This is a genomic window from Litchfieldia alkalitelluris (assembly GCF_002019645.1).
Lineage (GTDB): Bacteria > Bacillota > Bacilli > Bacillales > Bacillaceae_L > Litchfieldia > Litchfieldia alkalitelluris.
This window is the reverse complement of the sequence record NZ_KV917374.1, coordinates 1,318,780-1,344,667: the sequence shown is the minus strand read 5'-3', so window position 1 is coordinate 1,344,667 and position 25,888 is coordinate 1,318,780. Positions and strand designations below refer to the sequence as shown.

General features: G+C 36.6%; 27 protein-coding genes. 13 read left to right on the top strand and 14 right to left on the bottom strand.

The window, feature by feature from the left end; genetic code table 11:
• Positions 1-144: 144 nt before the first annotated feature.
• Positions 145-999, bottom strand: coding sequence for a pyrroline-5-carboxylate reductase (gene proC, locus BK579_RS06165; protein WP_078544321.1), 855 nt, complete (start codon positions 997-999; stop codon positions 145-147).
• 1,220 nt (positions 1,000-2,219) lie between these two features.
• On the opposite strand from proC, the gene BK579_RS06155 reads away from it, so the two are divergent.
• From BK579_RS06155 to BK579_RS06140, 4 genes are all read left to right on the top strand, one after another.
• Entirely contained in the window at positions 2,220-3,392 is a 1,173-nt protein-coding gene (locus BK579_RS06155; protein WP_078544317.1) for an iron-containing alcohol dehydrogenase, read from the top strand.
• A gap of 408 nt (positions 3,393-3,800) precedes the next feature.
• Positions 3,801-5,036, top strand: a complete 1,236-nt coding sequence (locus BK579_RS06150) for a glycoside hydrolase domain-containing protein (protein WP_078544316.1) — start codon at positions 3,801-3,803, stop codon at positions 5,034-5,036.
• 145 nt (positions 5,037-5,181) lie between these two features.
• On the top strand, positions 5,182-5,730 hold the full coding sequence (locus BK579_RS06145; RefSeq protein WP_078544314.1) for a hypothetical protein: 549 nt from the start codon (positions 5,182-5,184) through the stop codon (positions 5,728-5,730).
• Positions 5,731-5,857: 127 nt separating this feature from the next.
• The gene (locus BK579_RS06140) at positions 5,858-6,712 is read left to right on the top strand and encodes a manganese catalase (RefSeq protein WP_078544312.1); all 855 of its coding nucleotides are present in this window, start codon (positions 5,858-5,860) and stop codon (positions 6,710-6,712) included.
• Between the two features lie 106 nt (positions 6,713-6,818).
• Here the strand turns inward: BK579_RS06140 and BK579_RS06135 are convergent, their stop codons facing one another.
• Both BK579_RS06135 and BK579_RS06130 read right to left on the bottom strand, forming a co-directional pair.
• Positions 6,819-6,968 (bottom strand): DUF2639 domain-containing protein, encoded by a 150-nt coding sequence (locus BK579_RS06135; protein WP_078544310.1) that lies wholly within the window; start codon positions 6,966-6,968, stop codon positions 6,819-6,821.
• A 1,433-nt stretch (positions 6,969-8,401) separates the two neighbouring features.
• Complete coding sequence (locus tag BK579_RS06130) at positions 8,402-9,040, bottom strand: LbetaH domain-containing protein (RefSeq protein WP_078544308.1); 639 nt, start codon at positions 9,038-9,040, stop codon at positions 8,402-8,404.
• Between the two features lie 179 nt (positions 9,041-9,219).
• Here BK579_RS06130 and BK579_RS25505 point away from each other — a divergent pair, with 179 nt between their 5' ends.
• Together BK579_RS25505 and BK579_RS06125 are read left to right on the top strand one after the other, a co-directional pair.
• Positions 9,220-9,360, top strand: coding sequence for a hypothetical protein (locus BK579_RS25505; protein ID WP_169891077.1), 141 nt, complete (start codon positions 9,220-9,222; stop codon positions 9,358-9,360).
• Between the two features lie 165 nt (positions 9,361-9,525).
• Positions 9,526-9,714: a hypothetical protein gene (locus tag BK579_RS06125; protein ID WP_078544307.1), complete on the top strand. Its 189-nt coding sequence runs from the start codon at positions 9,526-9,528 to the stop codon at positions 9,712-9,714.
• A gap of 226 nt (positions 9,715-9,940) precedes the next feature.
• Here BK579_RS06125 and BK579_RS06120 read toward each other — a convergent pair whose 3' ends face one another.
• Positions 9,941-10,120 (bottom strand): H-type small acid-soluble spore protein, encoded by a 180-nt coding sequence (locus BK579_RS06120; protein ID WP_078544305.1) that lies wholly within the window; start codon positions 10,118-10,120, stop codon positions 9,941-9,943.
• Between the two features lie 132 nt (positions 10,121-10,252).
• Here BK579_RS06120 and BK579_RS06115 point away from each other — a divergent pair, with 132 nt between their 5' ends.
• Positions 10,253-10,498, top strand: coding sequence for an atypical membrane-integrating protein (Mistic protein) (locus tag BK579_RS06115; RefSeq protein ID WP_078544303.1), 246 nt, complete (start codon positions 10,253-10,255; stop codon positions 10,496-10,498).
• Between the two features lie 5 nt (positions 10,499-10,503).
• Entirely contained in the window at positions 10,504-11,499 is a 996-nt protein-coding gene (locus BK579_RS06110; RefSeq protein WP_078544301.1) for a potassium channel family protein, read from the top strand.
• Positions 11,500-11,550: 51 nt separating this feature from the next.
• On the opposite strand, the gene BK579_RS06105 is transcribed toward BK579_RS06110, so the two are convergent.
• The 3 genes from BK579_RS06105 to BK579_RS06095 all read right to left on the bottom strand — a co-directional run bounded on the left by BK579_RS06105 (position 11,551) and on the right by BK579_RS06095 (position 14,958).
• On the bottom strand, positions 11,551-11,961 hold the full coding sequence (locus BK579_RS06105) for a YugN-like family protein (RefSeq protein ID WP_078544299.1): 411 nt from the start codon (positions 11,959-11,961) through the stop codon (positions 11,551-11,553).
• Positions 11,962-12,181: 220 nt separating this feature from the next.
• Positions 12,182-13,528 carry a glucose-6-phosphate isomerase gene (locus BK579_RS06100; RefSeq protein ID WP_078544298.1) on the bottom strand — a complete coding sequence of 449 codons (1,347 nt, stop codon included), beginning with the start codon at positions 13,526-13,528 and terminating at the stop codon, positions 12,182-12,184.
• 266 nt (positions 13,529-13,794) lie between these two features.
• Positions 13,795-14,958, bottom strand: coding sequence for an iron-containing alcohol dehydrogenase (locus BK579_RS06095; RefSeq protein ID WP_078544296.1), 1,164 nt, complete (start codon positions 14,956-14,958; stop codon positions 13,795-13,797).
• 142 nt (positions 14,959-15,100) lie between these two features.
• Here BK579_RS06095 and BK579_RS06090 point away from each other — a divergent pair, with 142 nt between their 5' ends.
• Positions 15,101-15,334, top strand: coding sequence for a DUF378 domain-containing protein (locus BK579_RS06090; RefSeq protein ID WP_078544294.1), 234 nt, complete (start codon positions 15,101-15,103; stop codon positions 15,332-15,334).
• Positions 15,335-15,392: 58 nt separating this feature from the next.
• On the opposite strand, the gene yugI is transcribed toward BK579_RS06090, so the two are convergent.
• The gene (gene yugI, locus BK579_RS06085; protein WP_078544293.1) at positions 15,393-15,785 is read right to left on the bottom strand and encodes a S1 domain-containing post-transcriptional regulator GSP13; all 393 of its coding nucleotides are present in this window, start codon (positions 15,783-15,785) and stop codon (positions 15,393-15,395) included.
• Between the two features lie 223 nt (positions 15,786-16,008).
• Here yugI and BK579_RS06080 point away from each other — a divergent pair, with 223 nt between their 5' ends.
• Positions 16,009-16,419 (top strand): helix-turn-helix domain-containing protein, encoded by a 411-nt coding sequence (locus tag BK579_RS06080; protein ID WP_235848356.1) that lies wholly within the window; start codon positions 16,009-16,011, stop codon positions 16,417-16,419.
• A 234-nt stretch (positions 16,420-16,653) separates the two neighbouring features.
• On the opposite strand, the gene BK579_RS06075 is transcribed toward BK579_RS06080, so the two are convergent.
• Both BK579_RS06075 and BK579_RS06070 read right to left on the bottom strand, forming a co-directional pair.
• Complete coding sequence (locus BK579_RS06075; RefSeq protein ID WP_078544289.1) at positions 16,654-17,823, bottom strand: aminotransferase; 1,170 nt, start codon at positions 17,821-17,823, stop codon at positions 16,654-16,656.
• Positions 17,820-18,320, bottom strand: coding sequence for an Lrp/AsnC family transcriptional regulator (locus BK579_RS06070; protein ID WP_078544287.1), 501 nt, complete (start codon positions 18,318-18,320; stop codon positions 17,820-17,822). The genes BK579_RS06075 and BK579_RS06070 overlap by 4 nt, the downstream gene beginning before the upstream one ends.
• 781 nt (positions 18,321-19,101) lie before the next feature.
• On the opposite strand from BK579_RS06070, the gene BK579_RS06065 reads away from it, so the two are divergent.
• Positions 19,102-19,947, top strand: coding sequence for an alpha/beta hydrolase (locus tag BK579_RS06065; RefSeq protein WP_078544285.1), 846 nt, complete (start codon positions 19,102-19,104; stop codon positions 19,945-19,947).
• Between the two features lie 356 nt (positions 19,948-20,303).
• On the opposite strand, the gene BK579_RS06060 is transcribed toward BK579_RS06065, so the two are convergent.
• Complete coding sequence (locus BK579_RS06060) at positions 20,304-20,579, bottom strand: DUF1871 family protein (protein ID WP_407936241.1); 276 nt, start codon at positions 20,577-20,579, stop codon at positions 20,304-20,306.
• Between the two features lie 69 nt (positions 20,580-20,648).
• Here BK579_RS06060 and BK579_RS06055 point away from each other — a divergent pair, with 69 nt between their 5' ends.
• Positions 20,649-21,824 carry a MalY/PatB family protein gene (locus BK579_RS06055; protein WP_235848355.1) on the top strand — a complete coding sequence of 392 codons (1,176 nt, stop codon included), beginning with the start codon at positions 20,649-20,651 and terminating at the stop codon, positions 21,822-21,824.
• Between the two features lie 83 nt (positions 21,825-21,907).
• On the opposite strand, the gene BK579_RS06050 is transcribed toward BK579_RS06055, so the two are convergent.
• Positions 21,908-22,099, bottom strand: coding sequence for a hypothetical protein (locus BK579_RS06050; RefSeq protein ID WP_078544283.1), 192 nt, complete (start codon positions 22,097-22,099; stop codon positions 21,908-21,910).
• A 112-nt stretch (positions 22,100-22,211) separates the two neighbouring features.
• On the opposite strand from BK579_RS06050, the gene BK579_RS06045 reads away from it, so the two are divergent.
• On the top strand, positions 22,212-22,598 hold the full coding sequence (locus BK579_RS06045) for a kinase-associated lipoprotein KapB (RefSeq protein ID WP_078550421.1): 387 nt from the start codon (positions 22,212-22,214) through the stop codon (positions 22,596-22,598).
• A 774-nt stretch (positions 22,599-23,372) separates the two neighbouring features.
• On the opposite strand, the gene BK579_RS06040 is transcribed toward BK579_RS06045, so the two are convergent.
• Both BK579_RS06040 and kapD read right to left on the bottom strand, forming a co-directional pair.
• Positions 23,373-24,881: a C40 family peptidase gene (locus BK579_RS06040; protein WP_078544281.1), complete on the bottom strand. Its 1,509-nt coding sequence runs from the start codon at positions 24,879-24,881 to the stop codon at positions 23,373-23,375.
• A 108-nt stretch (positions 24,882-24,989) separates the two neighbouring features.
• A complete protein-coding gene (kapD, locus tag BK579_RS06035) occupies positions 24,990-25,613 on the bottom strand; it encodes a 3'-5' exonuclease KapD (RefSeq protein WP_078544279.1) in 624 nt (207 codons plus the stop codon).
• Positions 25,614-25,888 lie beyond the last annotated feature (275 nt).

Genomic DNA, 25,888 nt, shown 5'->3' with positions numbered 1-25,888 from the left:
GTTTTTTTGCACACTCCATACTGAGTGAGCAAAACATACTCACTCTCATATGAAATATCCTATTTGTCTTTGCGGAATTCTATAACGTTCATTAGTTAAAAAGTTCCAAAATCAGCCTATCTACCGATAATTTTTCATTTATATTTAAATAGCTTTTTTAGTCGTGTTTTTCTGTCCTTCAAGCTGCTCACTGATTTCCTTTGAACGTTCTGATGCACTTTTGACAGCTTGTGAGATTGCATTTCCTCCACCATTTAACTCCAGAGCTTTCAAACCAGCTGCTGTTGTTCCATTTGGTGAGGTTACATTTTCACGCAAGACAGTAGGTGTTTCATTTTGTTCTTGTATCATCTTGGCTGCACCAACAATAGTTTGCGCAATGATTTGGCGTGATGTTTCTGCATCTAGCCCTTGTTCAACACCCGCTTTTTCCATATGCTCCATAAGGTAATAGAAATATGCAGGGCCACTTCCAGCAATACCTGTAAAGATATCCATCTTCTCTTCGTTGATGATAAATACCTCGCCAATCGTTTGTAGAAGTTCTTTTACGAGTTTGACTTGATCAAATGATGTTTGTGTTCCTGAGGCTATAGCTGTTGCTGATTCACCAATCATACTTGATGTGTTTGGCATCACACGTATAACTTGTTGACCTTTATGAAGATGTTGTTCAATATATGAGGTTGTAATTCCGGCTAGCACGGAAAGTATTAACGCATTGGGACTAATATCATTTTTTATTGAAAGTAACGCTTGATCAATATCCTTTGGTTTCATCGCCAAAATAACGATATCAACTTCTTTTAAATTCAATTTATCTCTTTGAGAAACAGTAATTCCATAACTTTTTTGAATTTCCTTTAAGCGCTTTAAATCACTGCGGTTAGTAGCAATTACTTGTTCTCTTGGTACTTTGTTTGAATTTACGATTCCTGCAATCATTGCTTCCGCCATTGATCCAGCACCTAAAAATGCAATTTTCTTATCTGATAACATGCCATCTCTCCCATGATTGTTTTTGTTCGTATTTTTGTTCTCTTTTTTTGACAACGACTTTATACTAACACGTCTGGAAAGTATTTCAATAGGTTCAAGGGAAGTCATATGGAAAACAACCAATTAGTGAGTGTAAGCGTTACCATTCTTCTCTAATCTTTGTAAAAGCCTTCTCAGGGCTTCTAATTACGGATAATTCCTGAATTTGGAGGTTCCTTAGACTAGCCTCAATACTCTGATAGGACGAAAGTCGTCTACATGGAGCTTGAAAAATATGATGAAATGACTATATTAATTAATCATTGGATTTTACGAAGTTTGTCGATACTGAAGGACAAATATTTTAGTTATTGAAGATGGCAAAAACTGAGGGTACTGAAGTTAGAGCTCCAATATGAAGGTTATGGGGTACAAACTGGTCTGAAAAATAACTTAGGTCGGAAGAGTTCCATGAGCTGCGATCCACTTGCTTTCCGCGGGGTGGTCCGTGAGCCTCCTCTTCGCCAAGGGCGGGCTTCTGCGGGGTCTCACGAGACCACTGGGGATCCCGCAGGAGTCAAGTGGCTCTCCGCTCATTCCACACTGAGGAGGAAACATTTTTTCATACACCATGGTGCGAAATACTTATTTAGCATGGATGTCTACCCTGAAAAAAGAAATGCTGAAGGCGCTCGTTCATCGGCGACAGGCATAAGACGAGTCGGCAAGAAGGTTGCTTTTTAACCTTCTTGCCGGATTGACTTATGACCCCGAGCCGATAGCGCCTGAAGCTAGACACCAAGCTAAGTATAATTTTTCATCCTCCATGGTGCTAATTTTAATTAGCATGGATGTCTACCCTGAAAATAACCTAGGTAGTGGAGTTCCATGAGCTGCGATCCACTTGCTTTCCGCGGGGTGGTCCGTGAGCCTCCTCGTCGCCAGGGGCGGGCTCCTGCGGGGTCTCACGAGACCACTGGATCCCGCAGGAGTCAAGTGGCTCTCCGCTCATTCCACACTGAGGAGGAAACATTTTTCCATCCTCCATGGTGCTAATTTTAATTAGCATAGATGTCTACCCTGAAAAAAAGAGTTGGACAATTCCAATTTCCTTCAATCTACTCTCTTAATCTTAATATTTCCTAATATAAACTTAATAAAACAAGAGTTATAGTTTTATATATGGAAAACATGTTAAAATAATCGTAAAATTCAACCTACTATAAATGGAGGCTTATTTTATGAACCCTTTTGATTTTCATTTGCCAACTAAAATTAAAATTGCTGTCGGAAGTTTTAATGAAACAGTTAATTATATGGCTGAAATCACACAAGGTAAAAAAGTGTTTATTGTAACAGATCCGGGTATTGAACGAATTGGATTTGTAAACCAACTTGTAGATGATTTAGTCAAAGGTGATTTCTCACCATATATCTTTAATAAAGTCCAACCAAATCCTAGGGATATAGATTGCATCCAAGGAGGACTCGAAGCAAAGAGTTTTGAAGCCGATGTAATAATTGCTCTAGGTGGTGGATCAGTTATTGATGCAGCAAAAGCAATCGCTATTCTTCAAACTTCTGGTGGAATACCTCAGGATTATGCGGGAAGAAATAACGTACCAAAAGACGTTACTCCGATTATCGCTATTCCTACTACTGCTGGTACTGGCGCTGAAGTAACACGTTCTTCTGTGATTACCGATACAACTAAAAGAATAAAACTCACCATAAAAGACGTAAAAATCGCACCTACCTTGGCAATTATTGATCCTGAGTTGACTTATGCTCTTCCGGCTCCTTTAACCGCTTCTACTGGTATGGATGCTCTAGTACATGCAATTGAAGCATATACATGTAAGCTTTCAAATCCGATTGCTGATGGCTTAGCACTTCAAGCGATGAAATATATTTATCCTAATCTACGAAGAGCTTTCGAAAATGGACATGATAAAGAAGCACGCGAACAATTAATGATTGGCTCAACGATTGCTGGTATGGCATTTTCTCATGCAGATGTGGCATCAGTGCATTGTATGGCAGAGGCAATAGGTGGTCTTTATGATACACCACATGGTATTGCGAACAGCATGTTTTTACCTTATATCATAGAATTTAATGCCCACTCATCAATAGAAAAACATGCAAATATTGCTAGAGCGATTGGAATTTCAACACTAGTTCAATCAGATGAAGAAGCGACAATGGCATTAGTTGATGAAATGAAAAAACTTGCCTCTGACCTTTCAATCCCAAGCTTTTCATCTCTTCCAGAGGTTAATCCCAATGACTTTGACTATTTAGCAGAGTCTTCCTATCAAAATGGATCTACACCAAGTAATGCTAGAGAGATATCGAAGAATGATTATTTACAATTATTTCATAAAGCATATAAATCAACTGTTTTTAGATGATACAGATATGTAGAGGGGACTAGTAATTATAGGTCCTCTTTTTACTATCTAACAGAGGAATTTTCTAATTAGGTGAATATTTGATTTACTTATCCTGTGTAACTTTAAGATATTAGATAGTTCTAAAACTTGTTTCAAATTCATTTCAAATGGTTCATTAGTGGTATCCTTTGTTTCTCTTACTCCACCAAACTCTCCAGATGTACATCAGACGACTCCTTTGATTCCCATTCCCTTCTAAAAAAGATTTGAACTTTCTTCAAACTCCCTCTTTGATTTCCTTACCCTTTATAGTATCGATATGATGTGCATTATATCCCCCTTTACTCACTACCTAATACTAATAAGCCCACACCTTTTCCAAAACTTGCTCATACGATAAAGGGGAAAAGTGAAAGGTGGGAGAAAATGACGTTTGGAAAGTACACGCTTATCTCGATCGCTGCTTTCTTGCTAATCGTATCTAGCCTCACTGTTTTTATTTGGCAAAGCGATTCTTCTAAACAAGAAAAGCCATCAGAGGACTCTAGCACAACCAATATCACCATCACTAATAATGTCGTTAATAATATAAATGCAGATTCAGATGTAAGTGTTGAAAGTGATATATCTACCGACATGAGTAGTGACGCTAAAAGTAATATTTTAAATAATGTAGAAAACAATGTAGCCGGAGATGGTGAAGCGGTTTTATCAAACTCGATTGAGAATATATTGAATGGTCACACAGCTGGTTCACTTGAAAACCTTGTGAAAAACAATGTCAAAGGTAGTGGCAGAGCAAATTTGGACAATGATATTCAAAATTCTCTTGATGATGAAGTGAATGTGGATGTTACAAATGCTGTTAACACTAACGCACAAGAGAAAAATGAAAAAGATAGTGAAAATGATGACAGCAATAGCAATGGTAACGGTAACTCAAACGGCAATGATGACAATGGTGATGAAAACGACGAAGGAACACCTGCAGATGAAGATGATGGAGAGATAGTTTGGGGAATTGACTCTGCAAGTGAAACTACTGAAGACTTGTATGCTTGTGTTCGAGATAACTTCGGGGACCCAGTCATCTTCGGTCGATATTTAGCTGATATCGAAGGTGTTGCTTTTGGTTTAACAAAAGATCAAATTGACTTAATTCATTCTAATGACGATCATATTCTACTAATCTATAATTTAATATCTGATGCAAGAGGGTATGATAATGGTGCAGGTCATGCTGAAGATGCAATTGCTTTAGCAAATGATCTAGGAGTTCCTGAAGGAGTAGCATTATATGCAGATATTGAACCAAGTTTCCCTGTTGATTCAGATTTTATTAGAGGCTGGTTTGATACCATTTCTGAATCTGGGTATGAATCAGGAATTTATGGCATATTCGATCCAGACCGCGAATTGACTATTGCCTATAATGAAGCTGCTGAGGCAAATGAAGAAATTCTTGATACTAATTACATTTGGACGGCTGCACCAAATGTAGGAATTACAACTAAAGAAAATGCGCCTGAATATAATCCACAAGCTCCTGAAGGGTCTTTAGCCTGGGGCTGGCAATATGGACTTGATGCAGAGACTTGTAATATTGATACAAATCTTTTTAATAGTAATCTGACGGAAGTACTTTGGTCACCTGATTCATAAATATCTTTAAGCTTTCTCTTATTAGAGAGAGCTTTTTTGCATCTATTAAAAAATATATCTAACGGGTTAATTTTTCCCTTTTTAAACATAACCAATGGACAAGTTACATAAATAGAAATATACCATTTCATTTGGAGGAATTTTTATGAAACTAGTACCTCTATCTCTCACCATTATTACTGTAACGATTCTAGGGAGTATCTTTTTAATTTACACTCCAGGAAAAACGAGCGAATCTCATCAAACCATTCCAGAAAAAACTCAGCTTATAAACGAATACCTTCTCTATCATTCTCTTTTATCTGACTCCTATCAAGATAAGGGTGACCAGGTATTATATGAAGCGTTAGAGAACAATATTTTAATGTCAAACCAAGTTGTTAAGGAATTAGACTTTTTATTAAGTGAATATCAAAAAACCGATGCATTAGAAGGTGCAGTAGATGCTATGCATATTGCGTACGAAGAGGTAGTTCCGTTACTTAGAGATATTCAAACACGGTTTGACCCTAAGGATCAGAATCTTCTTCGTTTAAAAGAAGACTATAAACAAATCATGACTCAATATATTGATGGTTTGATAATGCTCTTACATTCTTTTGAAAACGGAGAAACAGAGAATTATCGTGAAGGACTATCTTTGACCATGAAATCTAAGGCTGAACTATCTAATCTGGCTGAAGTGTTTAAATAGAACTAATTCACTTTTCTAATGCATTTTTTGTATTTTTTAGACACCTATCCTTCTTTTAATGAATATCATGACCAAGAAAATGGGTTCATTCTTCAAATGTCCCGAGAAAGGTAGGTCATACAATACAATGTTTTATCATATTAAAGAATTACAGTACAGAGCTAAACCAGATTGTCCAGATCCAATTTTCGCTCGCAAGCTTCAAGAGATATTAGGTGGTCAATTTGGTGAAATTTCAGTTGCACTTCAATACTTATTCCAAGGCTGGAATACTCGTGGGGATGGAAAATACAAAGACTTACTGATGGATACTGGTGCAGAGGAATTAGCACATATTGAAATGCTTGCTACCATGATTGCTCGACTTTTAGATGGAGCTCCAGTTGGAGATCTTGAGGTAGCAGCTAAGGATCCAGTAATTGGTGCAATTCTAGGTGGAATGAATCCTCAACATGCAATTGTTTCTGGTCTTGGAGCTATGCCAGCAGATAGTGTTGGAAACAGATGGACTGCAGATTATATCATCGCAAGTGGAAATTTATTAGCAGATTTCCGTGCAAACTTAAACTCAGAATCTCAAGGTAGATTACAGGCTGTTCGTTTATATGAATCCACAACCGACCGTGGTGTAAAGGATATGCTCTCATGGTTAATTGCTCGCGATACGATGCACCAAAACCAATGGCTAGCTGCAATTTACGAGCTAGAATCAAAAGAGAATGTTGTGGTACCGAGTACATTCCCACGTGAGTTAGAAAAACGCGAAGTATCACATGTGTTATTTAACTATTCAAGAGGAAATGAAAGTGCAACAGGGCGTTGGGCTAATGGCCCAAGTATTGATGGTGAAGGTGTATTCCAATATGTTGAAAATCCACAGCCTTTTGGAAAAAAACCAGTACTTAAGCCTGCTCCGTTATACATTCATGATACACTGCCTTCAGTACTTCAAGATAAGCCATTACCTCCTAATTTAATGTAGAAATCAACACTGTAAAATTCAAAAAGTCCAATCAACTCAATTGATTGGACTTTTCTTAAATAACAGACGATATAAGGGTTCTTTTCCCCTTTATTGATTTTTGTTATCACTTTTTTGAAACAACTAAATCTTTATATAGATTATGCAAAACAGACGTTTTATAGCTTTCTAATTTTCTTCTACCTGTTGGATGAATTGAATAACCATTTTCCTTTAATTGTTGAACATACCAGCCCTTCGAACCTACATAAGCCATTAACCATTCTCCTTTACACCGTATTTTTATCATTTATATTCATAGGGACAAGCATATATGATAAAAAATGGAGTGTCGTGTTAATAGCCGAATTGAGCCAAGAATGAAACCACATTACTTTCTGAATAGACTAATATGCTAAATAAGTATTTCGCACATGGTGAATGAAAAGCTTACTACTTGGTGTGGAATGAGCGGAGAGCCACTTGACTCCTGCGGGATCCAGTGGTCTCGTGAGACCCCGCAGGAGCCCGCCCCTGGCGACGAGGAGGCTCACGGACCACCCCGCGGAAAGCAAGTGGATCGCAGCTCATGGAATTCCACAAACTATGTTATTTTCAGGGTAGACATCTATGCTAATTTTATTCGCACCACGGAGAATGAAAATAGGTACTTACTCAGTGTGGAATGAGCGGAGAGCCACTTGACTCCTGCGGGATCCAGTGGTCTCGTGAGATCCCGCAGGAGCTGAGCCCCTGGCGACGAGGAGGCTCACGGACCACCCCGCGGAAAGCAAGTGGATTGCAGCTCATAGAACTCTACATCATTATGTATTTTCAGGGTAGACTTCCATGCTAAACAATTATTTAGCACCATGGAGAATGAAAATGTTTTGTTCATCAGTGTGGAGGGAGAGCAACTAGTCATCTACTGGTCTCACGGTCTCGAATATCTTTCATTCCCTTTCATAGGCTTTTGGCATGAGAAAGGGAATCAAACAATGCCTTTCATTCCCTTTGTTGGGCTTTGGGCATGAGAAAGGGAATCAAACAATGCCTTTCATTCCCTTTGTTGGGCTTTGGGCATGAGAAAGGGAATCAAACAGTGCCTTTCATTCCCTTTGTTGGGCTTTGGGCATGAGAAAGGGAATCAAACAGTGCCTTTCATTCCCTTTGTTGGGCTTTGGGCATTAGTAAGGGAATCAAACAACTCTTTTCATTCTCTCTCTTAGGGTTTGGGCATTAGTAAGGGAATGAAACTCTCCGACCTAAGTATTTTCAGGGTTGAAAAAATGTTTCCTCCTCAGTGTGGAATGAGCGGAGAGCCACTTGACTCCTGCGGGATATAGTGGTCTCGTGAGACCCCACAGGAGCTGAGCCCCTGGCGACGAGGAGGCTCACGGACCACCCCGCGGAAAGCAAGTGGATCGCAGCTCATGGAACTCCCCAACCAAAGTTATTTTCAGGGTAGACTTCTATGCTAATTAAAATTAGCACCATGGAGGATGAAAAATTATACTTAGCTTAGTGTCTAGCTCCAGGCGCTATCGGCTCTCAGGTCTAAGTCAATCCACCCTAGAAGGTTAAAGAACAACCTTCTAGCAGTCTCGCCTTGTGCCTGTCGCCGATGATCGAGCGCCTTCCGCATTTCTTTTTTCAGGGTAGACTTCCATGCTAATGAAATATTCGCACCATGGAGAACTGAAGAAAGTTTCAGTCCGAATAAGTCATCCCACAAGAGCATCTACGATTCCCAAAGAACATAGAATAGGCCGCTGGAAACTCTTGATTGACTCGTTGGACCTCATTCGCAAACGTTTGTTTATCTAATGGAACTTTTGCTAATGAATCTGCTTTTTCCTGAGTGTCTATGGTTGCACCTGGAGGAACAAAGGACTTTTTTGGAATCACTACTCCATTTGTCACCACCGCACCTGCTGATATATAAGAGCCTTCTAAAATCTTTGCATGATATATAATCGCGTTAAAACCAACAAACACTTTTTCCCCTAAATAACAGGGACCATGAATTAACGCCCCATGTGCACATGAAACTTCCTCATCAATATAGATCGAATACATTTTGTTATTAATCTCAACTCGCTCATTCTTAATACCGTGAAGAATGACTCCGTCTTGAAGATTACTATTTTTCCCTATCCTAAAGGGAGTTCCCTCATCAGCCCTTATACTTACATGCGGACCGATGTATACATTTCGATCAATTAAAACATCACCTATTATTGAACAAAAAGGACTTAATGTAACCTCTTTTGCTATTCGCGGGTATTTCATTGTTGGATTAAATGAAGTAATTGGATTCGCTCCTACATAATAACTGTAAACATTCATTGGTGTATAAGAATAATTCCACAGACTAACCACTCCCTTTTTCTATATTTATATTAAATAAAGGAAATGGATATGAATATAGCCCTTTTCTACAAGGCTTTTAGTTATGATAAACCTACATATTATTTTGTATTGGAATCATACTAAAGATGATAAACGATGAAATGGAGTTGACTACGATGGGAAGAGTAAAAAAAGGGAACCCTAATGCTCAGCGCAATAATAATGTAAAAGAAGGACAAAGAACCAGCGAGGAACTAGTTGAATTTGCATCTTACACCGATTTTGAAGCTGAAAAACAAAACAAGAAGAAAAAATAAGTAAAAGTCAGGGGCTATTTCTCATTAAACAAGTGTGAGAAATAGCCCTTTTTGTGTCAAATTGTCAAAAAGATAAATATGATGACATTTATTGTTGACCATCTGAATACAATTAAATTCGTGATGTAAAAAACATCTATTTAATTTCTTACCAAAGGTGGTACTATGGAATATGCATTCTTATACGCAAATTATTTAGCAGGTCAACTTCTCATTACAGTAACTGACTTTGTACTAAATAAAACGATTACTTTTACAATTGATGAACTTCACAAAAATAACTTAAGTGATAACTTAAAATTATTTATCTTGTCAAACCCAGAATTTATGAAATTTCCACAAAAAAGTTTGTAACCTTTTTTTAGTTGGTTCGTCTAATTTATTGTAAATCATTTCTCTCACAATTCTCTTGTACACCATAACAAGAGAAAGAAATAATTTACCCCCTATTTTTATAAAAAAAGCTCTAACATATTCGAGGTGTTAGAGCTTTTTTCAACTTTGGTTCTAAAGACTATACTCATTGTCTTAGAGTCTTTTGCACAGCAACATTTTCTAACAAAGGTAACTCCGAATAAAATTAAACTTCTTCTAATTCTTCTACTTCAACTGAACTTTTTTCATTTTCATTACCTCTCATATGTACAGTACATAATCCGTTTTCCTCATCACAACCATCAATCCAGATTGATTGACCATGATAATGGACAGTAATATCTTCTGGTGAAGATAGGATTTGTTTTGCTCGTTTGATATCCATCTAAAATCCTCCTTTTTATGTTAGCTTTTAATTCAATTTTTAGTTTCTTAATTTCTTACCTTTTTTATGCAACACTTTTTGGTAATTTGTACAAACTAATCTTCAGAACTAGAAACCAAGGAGTGGCATTCAATGAAATTATCAGACGATGAGAAAAAGTCGTTAAGTGGTTCGATTGATAAGTTAAATGAAGGTTTGGACGAAATCATCGCACTATATAATGAAGCTGAAGAAGATCGACCAATCATCCAATTTGACCAAGAGGTAATTGACGCTATTGAAAAAGCAAAATCAAGTGTTGGAGAAGAAGAAATCACACGGCGAATAAATACAATTATAAAAGAAATTCTCGCCTTCCTTCCTAAGGAAGAGGTGTAACTTTATTGAAAACATCCAGTTTATTAGCCAGTTTTCTTAGATGGCCAATCCTACCTAGAATTTTATTAATCATTTTTAGTGTTAACTTATTATTTGGTGCTCTAATCCATCTTTTAGAGCCTACAAATTATCCAACCTTCTTTGATGGTGTTTGGTGGGCCTTTGTTACAACATCTACTGTTGGTTTTGGTGACTTTGTACCATCAAGTATTACTGGTAGATTAATCGGTATTTTACTTATTTTAATAGGAACGGGATTTGTGACTACGTACTTTGTGACTCTTGCAACTACAGCTGTAACAAATCAGAATGCATATTTAGAAGGCAAATCGTCTTATCAAGGGAACAAACATGTGATAATAGTCGGTTGGAATGAGAGAGCTAAACAAACGATTTCTCAACTACTTGCAATTCAACCACCCATTGACATCATTTTGATTGATGAAACGTTAAAACAAAACCCTGCACCTTCAAACCATACTCATTTTATAAAAGGGAATCCTACTACTGATGATGTCCTTTTAAAAGCCAATGCGGAAACGGCGGAATCCATTCTTATCACTTCTGACCAAAACAGAGATGAACATCAAGCTGATATGTCTACAATTTTAACGTTGATTGCCGTAAAAGGGATTAACCCTAATATTTATAGTGTGGTCGAAATATTAACAGCCAACCAAGTTACTAACGCCAAAAGAGCTGGAGCTGATGAAGTAATCCAAACAAATAAATTATCTAGCTATGTCATGATTAATAGCATCATTTCACATGGTATGTCAGAGGCACTGTTAATCATGTTGGATCAATTAAAAGGGAGCAAGCTTAAATATCTTCCCACAAGCAACGACCTAACTGGGAAAACTTTTGGGGAATGCAGCCGAATTTTACAAACTATGAGTATTTTACTTATTGGAGTAAAAAAAGGAGAAGAGACACTCGTTAATCCTTCTCTTAACCTGACCATAGAACCTCAGGATGAATTACTAGTGATAAAAGACTAATAAAAAAGGATTTGTTTTGGTTTTTTATATCCAAACAAATCCTTTCTCTTATTAATCTAATAATACGGCTTCTAATTCCTGAACTAGTGCTTTCCCTAAATCAACATACTTTTCTGGAAAAGAGGCATCAGGATCTTGTGGTTCCTGAAATTGATCAACCAATGCCGATAGCCCATCCATATCAGATTCGACATGGTCATCAAGCCCTACTTGATATTTGTGTGATAAAAGGAAAGGGCGGCCTATTTGAACGATGACTCCATGAGAATCAAGTTGTCCGTCAATAGCTTCAAAAGGCACACGCAAAAATTGGTATCCTACTTCATCATCTATTTTATAATCAAAATATCCATGATCATAGTCCCAGTTTCCACCGATTGTATAACCTAAAGGCTTTAAGGCATTCTCTATATAATATAACTGCGAAGAATATCCTTCTACCCTGGAAGGTACTGGTATCATTAAAAAACCTCCTCGAGAAAATTTCTACCCTTAGGTTGTCCAATAATATTTAAAAATATAAGAAAAGCACTTTGGACTTTGGTCATATCGGCTACTAGCATAGCACTTTTAGCTTACCATTATGATCAACTTATCACCGAGGTGATGATGCCTAAAACATTTGTCCCTCTCTTGGAAATGTAAGAGACCCTATCAATCGATAGAGTCTCTCAAATACTTATTATAAACGTTTTTCAAGTTCTGCTTTCTTTTCCTCAAATCCAGGCTTTCCAAGGAGAGCAAACATGTTTACCTTGTAAGCTTCTACACCTGGTTGGTCAAATGGATTAACTCCAAGTAAGTATCCACTCATTGCGCATGCCTTTTCGAAGAAATACACTAAGTATCCAAATGTATATTCATTTAGTTCCGGTAAGTTAACAATTAAGTTAGGAACTCCACCGTCAGTGTGGGCTAGCATTGTTCCTTCAAAAGCTTTTTTATTTACGAAGTCTACTGATTTTCCAGCCAAATAATTAAGGCCATCAAGATCATTGTCTTCCGCTTCAATTGTTAATTCGTGACGAGATTTTTCCACATGAAGTACTGTCTCAAAAAGATCACGGCGTCCTTCTTGAACATATTGCCCAAGAGAATGTAGATCTGTTGAGAAATTTGCTGAAGATGGGAAAATCCCTTTTTGGTCCTTCCCTTCACTTTCACCAAATAGTTGTTTCCACCACTCAGAGAAATATTGAAGTCCTGGCTCGTAATTAATAAGCATTTCAATTGTTTTCCCTTTATTGTATAAAGCATTACGAACCGCAGCATACTGATATGCCGGATTTTCTTCTAGTTCTGACTTAGAGAAATCCTTGCTTGCAACAGCAGCACCTTCCATCATTGCTGCGATATTTGCCCCACTAACGGCAATTGGTAGAAGTCCTACAGCTGTTAAAACAGAGTAACGACCACCAACATCATCAGGAATCACAAATGTTTCATAACCCTCTTCAGAAGCTAATGTTTTTAATGCCCCGCGAGCTTTATCTGTCGTTGCATAAATGCGACCTTTAGACTCTTCCTTGCCATACTTTTCTTCAAGCAACTTACGGAAAATACGGAAAGCAATTGCAGGCTCAGTCGTTGTGCCTGATTTTGAAATAACATTAATAGAAAAATCTTTTCCTTCAAGTAAATCCATTAAGTCTTTCATGTATGTAGAACTAATATTGTTACCAACGAACACAACCTGAGGAGTTTTGCGTTGTTCTTTTGTTAAAGAGTTATAAAAAGAGTGGTTTAACATCTCAATTGCAGCTCTTGCACCTAAGTAAGATCCACCAATGCCAATTACAAGTAAAACATCTGAATCAGACTTAATCTTTTCAGCACTTTTTTCGATACGACTAAATTCTTCTTTATCATAATCCACAGGCAAGTCAATCCAACCTAAGAAGTCATTCCCTGCTCCTGTCTTTTCATGTAGTGAATGATGCGCTACCTTTACTGCATCACGTAAATATGTAATTTCATGTTCGTTAATGAAGGATAGTGCTTTTGTATAATCAAAAGTTACATGTGTCATTCATAACGCCCTCCAAATCTATATTATAATTTTATCTGCACTTCTCACTTTATCGAAACATCGTCCTTAAATCAAGAACATCCCTTCTATGTAAGCGTAACCACTTTTTAATTTTTCATGAATCTTTTGTTTTACTACACTTAGCGTGACGAAATTAAAAAATAGAGGAAATTCATCCCTCAGTTCTTCACCTAAGCAAATGTTTACGTTATGATCGATTCTACATTAAAACCCCCACTGAAACCCAGCAGGGGAAATGACAATTCTTAAAGCGATGCTCTAAGAATTTCTTGTGTATCCTCTTTATTCAACTTCTTAAAGTTACCGAATTCACCGAATATTACAGTTTTCTCTGCCATTACTTCTAACTGATCATCACCGATTTCATAATCAGCTAAACGTGCAGGTGCACCAATGCTATTCCAGAATTCACGGAGCTTTTCAATTCCTTCAAGTGCAACATCTCGCTCTGACTTGCCGGTTGGATCAACGTCAAATACTCGCTCAGCAAGCTGCTTAAATCGTGATACATTGACATCTAGGTTGTACTTCATCCAGTTAGGGAAGATAATTGCCAGTCCACCACCATGAGGAATATCATACACAGCGGAAACTGCATGTTCAATGTTATGAGTTGCCCAATCCCCACGGTATCCCATATTTACCATACCATTTAGAGCCATCGTACCACAGTAAAGAATTGTTTCACGAAGCTCATAATTTTCTAAGTCCTCGACCAATTTTGGACCCGCTTCCATCACTGTTTTTAAGATTGATTCACACCATCGGTCCTGCAATGGTGTATTTTGAACATGATGAAAATAATGTTCCAGAACATGTGACATCATATCTACAATTCCATATATAGTTTGGTCTTTTGGTACGCTATATGTATGAACAGGATCTAAAATCGAGAATTTTGGAAATGTTGCACCACTACCCCAACCAAACTTTTCATTTGTTTCCCAGTTGGTTATAACAGAGCCTGCATTCATTTCAGAGCCAGTAGCTGCTAATGTTAATACGGTTCCAAAAGGTAGCGCTTCTTTTGCTACAGCTTTTCTTGTCATGAAGTCCCAAACATCTCCATCATACTTAGCACCTGCAGCAATCGCTTTTGTGCAGTCAATAACACTCCCACCACCTACAGCTAAAAGAACATCGATTCCTTCGTTTTTACAAATCTCAATTCCTTTTCTTGCAGTCGATACCCTAGGATTTGGTTCCACACCTGCCAATTCAAAGACTTCAGCATCAATTTCCTTCAAAAGTGATAATACATTATCATAGAGGCCATTTCGCTTTATACTTCCTCCACCATAAACAAGCAACACCTTATTACCATACTGTGGTAATTCATTCTTTAATTGCTCTAATTGCCCTTTTCCAAAAATTAATTTTGTTGGATTATGAAATGTAAAATTCTCCATTATATCCCTCCTCTTTTTATTGATTATGAGCTTTTGAAAAATAATTGTAAAGCAATACACTTTCTAACTTACTAATGAATATTTTTGATGCTTTTACTAATTCTATACAAGAAAGATATTTTTTTCAAAAAGGAGGATGTTTATGAGTACTATTCAACGTATAGCACTTGTTCTTACAATAATTGGAGCGGTCAACTGGGGGTTAATTGGATTTTTCCAATTTGATCTAGTTGCAGCTATCTTTGGTGGTCAAACATCTGCTTTATCTAGAATCATTTATGGTCTTGTTGGAATTGCTGGACTGATTAATCTTGGTTTACTATTCAAACCATCACCAGAAGCAGCAACCACAACTGAACCAAGACCTACTCGATAACTTAGGTAGGTATAAAAAGAGGCCAAAGGTATATACCTTTGGCCTTCTCATTTCTGTATTACTTCTTAATGATCTCTTGATCTGATTGCTCAATCCACTCTTCTAACTTCTCTTTAAGTGTATTAAATCCTTGTGGCGTTTCTGTTTCGACCTTTACAGGAGCAGCTTGACGCTTTCTTGGCTTTGCTTCTTCCTTCTTCTCTGGTGCTTCTTGTGTAGCACGAATTGAAAGACCAATTTTCCCTGCAGCTTCATCAATAGATAAAACTTTAACCGAAACCTCATCTCCTAGCTTAAGATGCTCATTTACATCCTTTACATATCCATGAGTAATCTCAGAGATATGAACTAATCCTTGTGTTGATTCATCTAAAGCAACGAACGCTCCGTATGGTTGAATACCAGTAACTTTACCTTGAACGACACTACCAACTGCAAATTTTTCTGACATGTAAACACTCCTAAATCTTATTTATATACATACATTTATACGCAATTTTAAATTATATCACAGTTTTGTCATATAATCAAAAATTGTATTTAAAGGTATTCATAGTTTTTACCTTTTTATGTCTAATTATTTAGTTATTTAGTAAACTTTCCCCAAATTAAAAACAACACAGAATTTTCAATAAATGACTGTTTATAGAAGGAATTATGATGCTAAAATTTAATTGAGGAACAAAATATTTAAGTACACGATTATTAGAGAAGAGGTGAATTCGATGCATACCTTCGGAGAAAAGGTAAGAATTTTAAGAGAACTTAATCAGATGAATCAACAGGAATTAGCATTTAAAGTAAGAGTTGGGCCAGGTACAATTAAAAAATATGAAACTGGATACCTCATACCTGATACTCAAACCCTGCTAAAGTTGTCAACAGTCTTAGATGTTCCTGCCACAGAACTTATCTCCTATTCTAATCAAATCACGAGTCAGATTGACGAGGAATTAATTGAATTAATCAATCAATTAGGTGTTTCAACGACAAAAACAATCTTACTGAAACTGAAGGACATTCCTGTAGATGAATTATTCACATTACTTGAATGGATAAATAGGAGCAAGCTTCCTTTACAGTAGTTCGATATAAATAAGTACGCCAACAAGTTTAAAGTTACAATAATCGGTTAATACTATTATTAAAGCTTTCTAGTAATCCCCCCTTAATTTTTTGAGGCTAGCCTCTTATGTAGGTCAGCCTCTTTTTGTGTTCCCCTAAATATTTCCACCGCAGTATTCTCTAGATATATTTATTTTCATAAATAAATGCACCTTTTAATTTACAATTAGGAGCAACTTGTTTGAGAAGTTTCATTAGAATTTCTTCATGAACCTTCCCATCCTCTTAACTGCCTCTTGTAGCTGTTCAATGGATGATGCGTATGAACATCGAACAAATCCTTCCCCACTTTCACCAAAAACGTTCCCTGGAACAACTGCTACCTTTTCTTCTAGAAGTAGATTTTCAGCAAACTGTTCAGACGTCATTCCGGTTTTCTCAATGGATGGAAACGCATAAAATGCTCCTCCCGGGGTGTAACATGTTAATCCTATTTCAGTCAACGAGTTAACAAAGAAATTCCGCCGCTGACGGTAACTCTTCCTCATCTCTTCCACATCATGCATTCCACCCTTTAATGCTTCAATTGCGGCATGCTGGGCCATTGTAGGAGCACACATCATTGTATATTGATGGATCTTGAGCATCGCTTGTAGAATCTCTTCTGGGGCGCATACAAATCCCAAGCGCCAACCTGTCATGGCAAACCCCTTCGAAAAACCTGAGATTAAAATCGTTTGATCAAACATATCTTCTATACTCGGAAAACTAGTATACGTTTGGTCGTAAACTAGTTCTGCATAAATTTCATCAGAAATGACCAATAAATCATGCTTTTTAATTATTTTGCTAATTTCTACAAGCTCCTCTTTTGAAAGCACGCTTCCCGTCGGATTATTAGGGGAACAAATCAGAATTGCTTTTGTTCTATTAGTAATAACCTTTTCAATTTGATCTGGTCGAAGTTTAAATTCATCTTCTTTTTCTGTATGAATTGGTACTGGTACTCCTCCTGCTAAAGATACTATAGGTGCATACGAAACAAAGGTTGGCTCCACAATGATAATTTCATCACCAGGATCTATGATAGCCCTTAATGCTAAGTCAAGGGCTTGGCTCGCACCAACAGTCACCAAAATTTCTGAGGTAGGAGAATATTTTACTGAAAAAGAACGGTTTAGATAACTAGCGATTTCTGATCTTAACTCAATCAAGCCAGCGTTTGCAGTGTATGATGTGTGTCCTTGCTCTAATGATAAAATACAGGCTTCACGTACTGCCCATGAGGTGACGAAATCAGGCTCACCTACCCCCAAAGAAATAACACCCTCCATATTTGCAGCCAAATCAAAAAAACGACGAATCCCAGAAGGTTTTAACTCGGTAACAGTTTTAGATAGGAATTGAGTTTTATTGATGGTCATGGAGACACCACGATACGTTTATCTTCTTCACCATGATCAAAAATCGTCCCATCATGTTTATATTTCTTTAATACAAAGTGGGTGGTTGTCGATAGCACCGAATCTAAAGTCGACAATTTATCTGAGACAAAGTTTCCTACCTCTGACATTGATTTTCCTTCAATGACAACAGACAGGTCATATGCTCCTGACATGAGATAAACTGACTTTACCTCTGGATAGCGGTAAATTCTTTCTGCGATTGCATCAAAACCAACACCACGTTTAGGAGCAACCTTGACATCAATCATCGCTGTAACCCCTTCATGGCCAGCAACTTTTCTCCAATTGACCATGGTGTTGTACTCAACAATGACATTTAAATCTTCAAGTTTTTTGATAATAGTACTAACTTCCTCAGTACTTTTGTTTACCATCTTAGCTATTGTATCAACAGATAGTCTGCTGTCTTTTTCAATAATATTTAATATTTCAATTTCAATTTCATTGAATGTCATGTTGTATCCTCCTTAAGGAAAAACGGGAATTTTCTAATAATTATAACAAAAAAACGGAATTTTTCGAGAGTATTGGAAAATATTTTTGTTATTAGGGTGTTTTACCTTGAAAACACCTAGGGTTTGCGAGTTGCATTCGCTGCGTTCCCACATAGAGTTAGACTGATATATCTTGTTTTAGACCGATAAACTCAGAGTTAGACTGATATATCTTGTTTTAGACCGATAAACTCAGAGTTAGACTGATATATCTTGTTTTAGACCGATAACTCAGAGTTAGACTGATATATCTTGTTTTAGACCGATAAACTCAGAGTTAGACTGATATATCTTGTTTTAGACCGATAAACTCAGAGTTAGACTGATATATCTTGTTTTAGACCGATAAACTCAGAGTTAGACCGATATATCTTGTTTTAGACCGATAAACTCAGAGTTAGACTGATATATCTTGTGTTAGACCGATAACTCAGAGTTAGACTGATAACTCTGAGTTAGACCGATATATCTTAAGTTAGACCGATAAATTCAAAGTTAGACTGATATATCTTAAGTTAGACCGATAAACTCAAAGTTAGACCGATAAACTCAAAGTTAGACTGATATATCTTGTTCTAGAGTGATATATGCTCTGGGAAACCAATATATTTGTTTTAGAAAAAAGGTTTTGTCCTTGAGAGCTCTCAATATCCATACTCTAGGGCGCGAATATTATTTGGAATGGATGTCAACCTCAAAAATAGGGTAAAATGTACAAATCCTACACACGAGGTTGAATTATATGACTTATTTAGAGAAAGAGGAACGTAAAGTACATTATGCAGGAATTGATATTCACTATGAGATTTATGAATACCGTACAAACAAGCCTGTAGTGGTTCTAATTCATGGTTTTTTATCGTCTACATTTAGTTTTCGAAAATTAATTCCTTATCTTACTGAACAATATTCAGTAATTGCTCTTGATTTCCCTCCATTTGGTAAAAGTGGTAAACCAAAAAGATTTCGATATTCGTTTGAAAATATAGCAAAAACGATAATAGGCTCTCTAAAAAGCATATGCAATCATAAGATCATTATTATTGGTCATTCAATGGGTGGGCAATTAGCGTTACATATGGCAAGACAAGATTCATCGTTTATAAAATGTATCATTCTTCTATGTAGTACATCTTATTTAAAACCTGCAAAAAAAAGTTTAATGATCACCTCTTACCTCCCATTTTTTGACTACTATGTGAAATACTATCTTGCGAAAAAAGGAGTACTTAATAACTTATTAAGTGTGGTTAATGATCATTCACTTATTGATAATGAAATGATTGAAGGATATAGCTTACCGTTCGAAAACCAAGGGGTTTTTATTGGTTTAACTAGGATGATTCGCCATCGAGAAGGAGATTTAAGTTCAACTGAACTTAAAAAAATAGATACGCCTTGTTTGTTGATTTGGGGTGAACAGGACCGAATAGTTCCTATCCATATCGGTAAAAGACTTCATAATGACCTGCCCAATTCTTATTTTATTACCTATAAAGATACTGGTCATCTACTCCCTGAGGAAAAACCTGAGGATGTCTCTAAAGACATTATAAAATTTATAGAAAAACAAGAATCCAATTTATGAGAAGGAATGCTTAGAATTAAGAACGAATTCTTTAACATAAGGACTGGCAGTGGAACAAATCTCATCTAAAGTTCGGACAACTTTGGATTACTTAAAGCTGTCCGAACTTCACTTGACTTTGGACTCAGATTATTTCTAGGCTTACATAAAAGATGTTCACTTATAAACGTTAATTCTCTGCATATATAAGTGAATTTCTTTGACATCTAGTTAGTAGAACTCTAGAGTAGTTAGTATATACTACGCCTTTTGAGTGGATATGGCTGTATTTTAAATAATAGGTTAAATTATCAAGAACCCAGATGTAGTTTTCACATCATAGTTTACGAAGATAGCCTATAATGAAAGATGAAAATCTATATCTCACAAGATGAGCTATTTTTAATAACCAGCAATTCCATTGCCATCTTCTCACAAATTTTTAAAGGAATTATTTCTTCAAACGAGAATTCATAAATAGCCTGGATTTTCCTAGCCAACTTTACTGAATCATCTAACATATGAACAGCTTGAAGCACATCCACTACTTCAGTTTCATACGCATCAGCCCCATAGCCTAGTGGATCCCAAGATAATAATTTCTCCATGAGCTTTATATTCATATTTTGCATTTCCATGTTTTGTAATTCCATACATATCACCTTATTAAACATTTTTTTAGTGCTAATATCATATCATAATCTAATTGGAGGGGGAAAACTTTGAATCATCCTATTTTTGATCAAGTAATTGAACGTAAAGGAACAAATTCTGTAAAATGGGATTTAAATGAGAAGTTGTTTGGACATGAAGACGTATTGCCAATGTGGGTTGCAGACATGGACTTTATGGTTCCAAATGAAGTTATTGATGCTATTAAAGAGCGCTTAGATCACCGAATATTTGGTTATACGATATATCCAACATCTCTTGCTGACTCCATAATGACGTGGATGAAGAAGCGACATCAATGGGACATCAGACCAGATTGGATTTCATACAGTCCGGGCGTTGTTACCGCCATGGCAATGGCTATAGGTGCTTTTACAAGCCCAGGTGATAAAATTGCTATTCAGACACCTGTTTATCAGCCCTTTTTCCATATTATCGAAAGAAATAAACGACAATTAGTTACGATTCAAAATCGCCTCGAAGATAACCAATATCAGATGGATTTTGAACAACTTGAAAAGGTCTTAACACCTGAAGTGAAAATGTTTATTTTATGTAATCCTCATAACCCAAGTGGAAAGGTTTGGACCAAAGACGATCTTACTAGACTTGGAGAACTTTGTGTTAAAAATGGAATCTTATTATTATCAGACGATATTCATGCAGATATTATTATAGGGGATACTTCCTATACTCCGATTGCATCTATATCAGAAGAAATTCGTGAACAAACACTCACATTTATTGCACCAACAAAGACCTTTAATTTAGCTGGTCTCCAAGCATCATCAGTTATTATTCCAAATCGCCGTTTAAAGGTTAAATTTGATCATTATCAAAGCAACAAAGGAATCTCCCACCTAAATACCTTAGGGATGGTAGGAATGGAAGCCGCCTATGTAAACGGGGAAGATTGGTTTAATGACTTCTTATTGTACCTTAAAGAAAATATAAAAACCCTAACTCACTTTATTAACGAGAATATACCAAAGCTCAAAGTAATTCAACCAGATGCTACATATCTCGTATGGATTGATGCACGGGAATTTGGATTATCAGACAAAGACCTTCAGAGACTTTTAACTGAAAAAGGGAAGATTGGTTTAGAACCAGGTCCAAAATACGGACCAGGTGGTGAAGGATTTTTCCGAATTAATCTTGCTTGTCCCCGAACTACTTTAAACGAAGGACTTGTTAGATTAAAAACAGCTTTTGAGGGATTATAACTAAAACGCCCTGCAAGGATGGTTAATTTTAAAAAATTACAAACTAAAAAAAGCACCCAAGCATTCTCTAATCTTGGGTGTTTTTATTGTTCATTTTTCAATTTTTCTTCAAGCTCTTTAGCCTTTTCAAGCTCTTTTTTCGAATGAGAGATGATAAGTCTCATTGTTAAGATACATGCGATTAAAAAGATTAAACTTGTAATGCCTGCACCCCAATATTCGGATTTATCTTCAGGAAAATATAAAAATAAATTTAATACATTTATTAGAAACACTATGATCACCCTTTAAATTCTTTTCGAGTCAAGTATACCACTTTCACAAATTGATTTGCTACTACTAATAAATGATATAATGAAGGAAATGTCTGAGAAAGTAGGTATTATGATGTCAGTTGAAGATTTCAAAGTGGGAGATATCGTTACGGGGATTTATAAAACTGGGAAGTACATCGGTGAAGTAACAGCCGTAAGACCGCAGCATTATTTAGTGAAAATAAAAGCTGTATTAAAGCATCCAATGCAAGGGGATTTACATAACCCAAAGGAAGTTGATGTTCCTCTATTTCATGAAAGAAGATCATTAGCCTTAAATGAGCAAACAAATATCCCTAAAACAATGGTTCGAAAATTTGAGGGTGAAGTAGACTCATATGAAGAATCGCTAAAAGCAGCAATTAACAAAATGAAAGAGGAATTAACAACTCTTGGAACGGACTGGGCAAATCGATCATTAGAAAATATTACTAGTCTTGAAAAGGAATATTTTAAATAGGCTCTTTCTGAAAGATTATAGCTCACGACCTCTAGTTAGGTGAAATTTACTATCTTTTCAGGGAATACCCCAATACTAATAAAAAATCACCATGGAGTATGAAAATAGTGTAATCACCTAGTGTGGAATGAGCGGAGAGCCACCTGACTCCTGCGGGATCTAGCGGTCTCGTGAGACCCCGCAGGAGCTCAGGAAAGCGACGAGGAGGCTCACGGACCGCCCCGCGGAAAGCAGGTGGATCGCAGCTCATGGAACTCCGCTAACTAAGTTATTTTCAGGGTAGACATCCAAGCTAGTTAAAATTAGCACCATGGAGTATGAAAAATTATACTTCGCCTAGTGTCTAGCTCCAGGCGCTATCGGCTCTCAGGTCTAAGTCAATCCACCCTAGAAGGTTAAAAAGCAACCTTCTAGCCGTCTTGTCTTATGCCTGTCGCCGATGAACGAGCGCCTTCCGCTTTTCTTTTTTCAGGGTAGACATCCATGCTAAATAAGTATTTCGAACCATGGTGAATGAAAATGTTTCCTCCTCAGTGTGGAATGAGCGGAGAGCCACTTGACTCCTGCGGGATCGAGTGGTCTCGTGAGACCCCACAGGAGCCCGCCCCTGGCGACGAGGAGGCTCACGGACCACCCCGCGGAAAGCAAGTGGATCGCAGCTCATGGAACTCTCCAACCTAAGTTATTTTCAGGGTAGAATAGAAGAAAGGGTACCACTTTAATTACTTCATAGTTAAAGACATAAAAAAAATGGCTGTATATACAGCCATTTTTTTAATATACTCTTTTTGCTCCAACATAATATTGGGACCAATATGAATGATCTAAAGAATAAACTGCAATCCCCTTTGAGCTAGTTGCTGAGATAAATTCATTATTTCCAACATAAAATCCAACATGAGAGATTTCACCAGGCCGGTTTACTGCATAAAATACCAAATCTCCTGGTTCTAGTTGTTCTCTTGAAACAGTAGTACCCATTTGATAGTAAGAAGCAGAGGTTGCCCTAGAAAAATCAATCCCATGCTTTTGAAACATAAAGGATACAAACCCAGAACAATCAAAACCTGCTGGTGTTGTTCCTCCCCATAGATATGGAACACCGATATAGTTATAAGAATCTTTTACAAGATCAAGCTTTACTTCTTGCCTTGATTTTTCTGGGCTTGGTGTCTCCGAGTTTGTAACATTTAACACTTGACCAACATAAATCGTATCAGTTGTTAAATTGTTTAATGCTCTTAATTCGTTGACTGTTATATTATACTTTCTTGCAATTACGGATAGTGAATCACCAGGTTGAACAGTATAACTGCCTGATTGAATTAAATTTTGTTCTGTAGTTGCTGTGCCCATAGGATTCCCTTGCACTTTTAATGTTTGGCCAATGTAAATAGTATCGCTTGTTAATTGATTTAAGGATTTCAATTGATTCACTGTTGTGTTAAATTTTCTTGCAATCCCAGTTAAGGAATCTCCTACTTGAACGCTATAGTTTTGGAGTTGGCCAGTGGATGAATTTTCGTTTGGCACTCCTGACACTTTGAGGGTCTGTCCGATAAAGATAACATCCGAGGTCAATTGGTTTAATCCCATCAACTCTTGAACAGTTATATTAAATCTTTTTGCAATTGCTGATAATGAATCACCAGCGACTACCGTGTATTGTGAGGTAGTGGTTGGATAAGCCTCTGACGTGTTTTCTCCCTTAACAATCAAGGTTTGTCCAGGATGAATAAGATCAGAAGTTAAATTATTTAGAAGCTTTAGTTCGATTACCGTCATAGTATATTGCCTAGCGATACTTGATAATGAGTCCCCACTTTTCACAGAATATATAGATGGTTTTGTAATGGGTGTTTCTCCAATTGTCACATTAAGTACTTGACCAATATATATCATATCACTTGTCAAATGGTTTAATTGCTTAAGTTCTGTTGTTGAAAGATTATGGTTTTTAGCAATACTCCAAAGTGTATCACCATGTCTCACTTGATATGTATCCTGCTTCACTTCTACCTGATTATCAGTTGAGGCTTCTACTTCAGACTGATGATTATCTTGAAATACAAATGTAGCTACAACAATAGTCCCCATAACTATTTTGACTATTGAAGGATTAAGGTTAGGAGCTTTGTTATGGATATATTCTTTAACACTTTCACTTACATGTTGTTTTTTTCCGTTATTATTCATCCCAAGTTCACTTGAAAACTCAGTAAAACTTGGGTCTAATAGCAAAATCATTGTTTTATCGTCTTGTATTTGATGCCCTATAAACATAAATATCCCTCCTCTTTTTATCGTTTCCGAGAAGGTCTAATTTTATCTAAAAAGAAACGCGCTCTAAATCCCAAAATAAAAACCCAATCACAGCTCGGCGATTAGGTGTTATAAGGCAAATTTATTTAAGACCTTTGAAAAATCAATTCGATCTCCTATTGTAGTAGGTTCTGGTTTAGATAAATATCTTTTATCATTCTCAACAAGCTTAAAGATATTATAGGTTGTAATTGCGTCGTCTAAGGCACAATGATGTTTCCCTGTTCCCTCTTTTCCATACTCTTGAACAGCTTTCCATAACCCAGTTTGATTCTGGTCCCCAAAAAACCTTTTGTATTCCATAGATAAGTCTACTTTTTTCCCCTTATAAGGGAACGGTACATTGTGCTTTAAACAGTTTGTTCTTAATACTTTCATATCCATATTTCCCCAAGTGACAATTGTACTTTGATTAGTGAAATCGGCCTCTTGTAGCAGTTGGATAAGTTCTTGGAATGGTATTCCCTGATCTACCTGTGATTGAGAAATACCTAAAAATGATTTGCATCTAGATGTGAGTGTTGGGAAATAGGATGGTTTTACAAAAGAAGAAAAAGTCTGTACAATGGATTGATTTTTAACAGATACAAGCCCAACTTCGATAATTTCAGGAAAAAAACCTTGTGGTGTGGTTTTATTTTCAGGCATTGTAAATTCAAAATCAATAAAGAGATACTGGTTTTGATCACCCATTCCTTTTCTCTCCTTTCTAAAATACTGATCTTATCGAACATGATATTAGTAACTTATATTATACCATGACAGACACATTAATTAGTTTATTTTTTTCAGAATATATGAAAAAATTTAATCTGTTTTACCTATATAACTTTCAAGTTCAAATTACTCTTCCATTAAATTGTAGACAGTATTTCCCTATGTGGGTCAAAAGTCTTTCAAAATTCGAAATATTATTCTATAATATATTTAGAGAATCGAAATATTCAAACAAGAAGGTGTAAGTATCA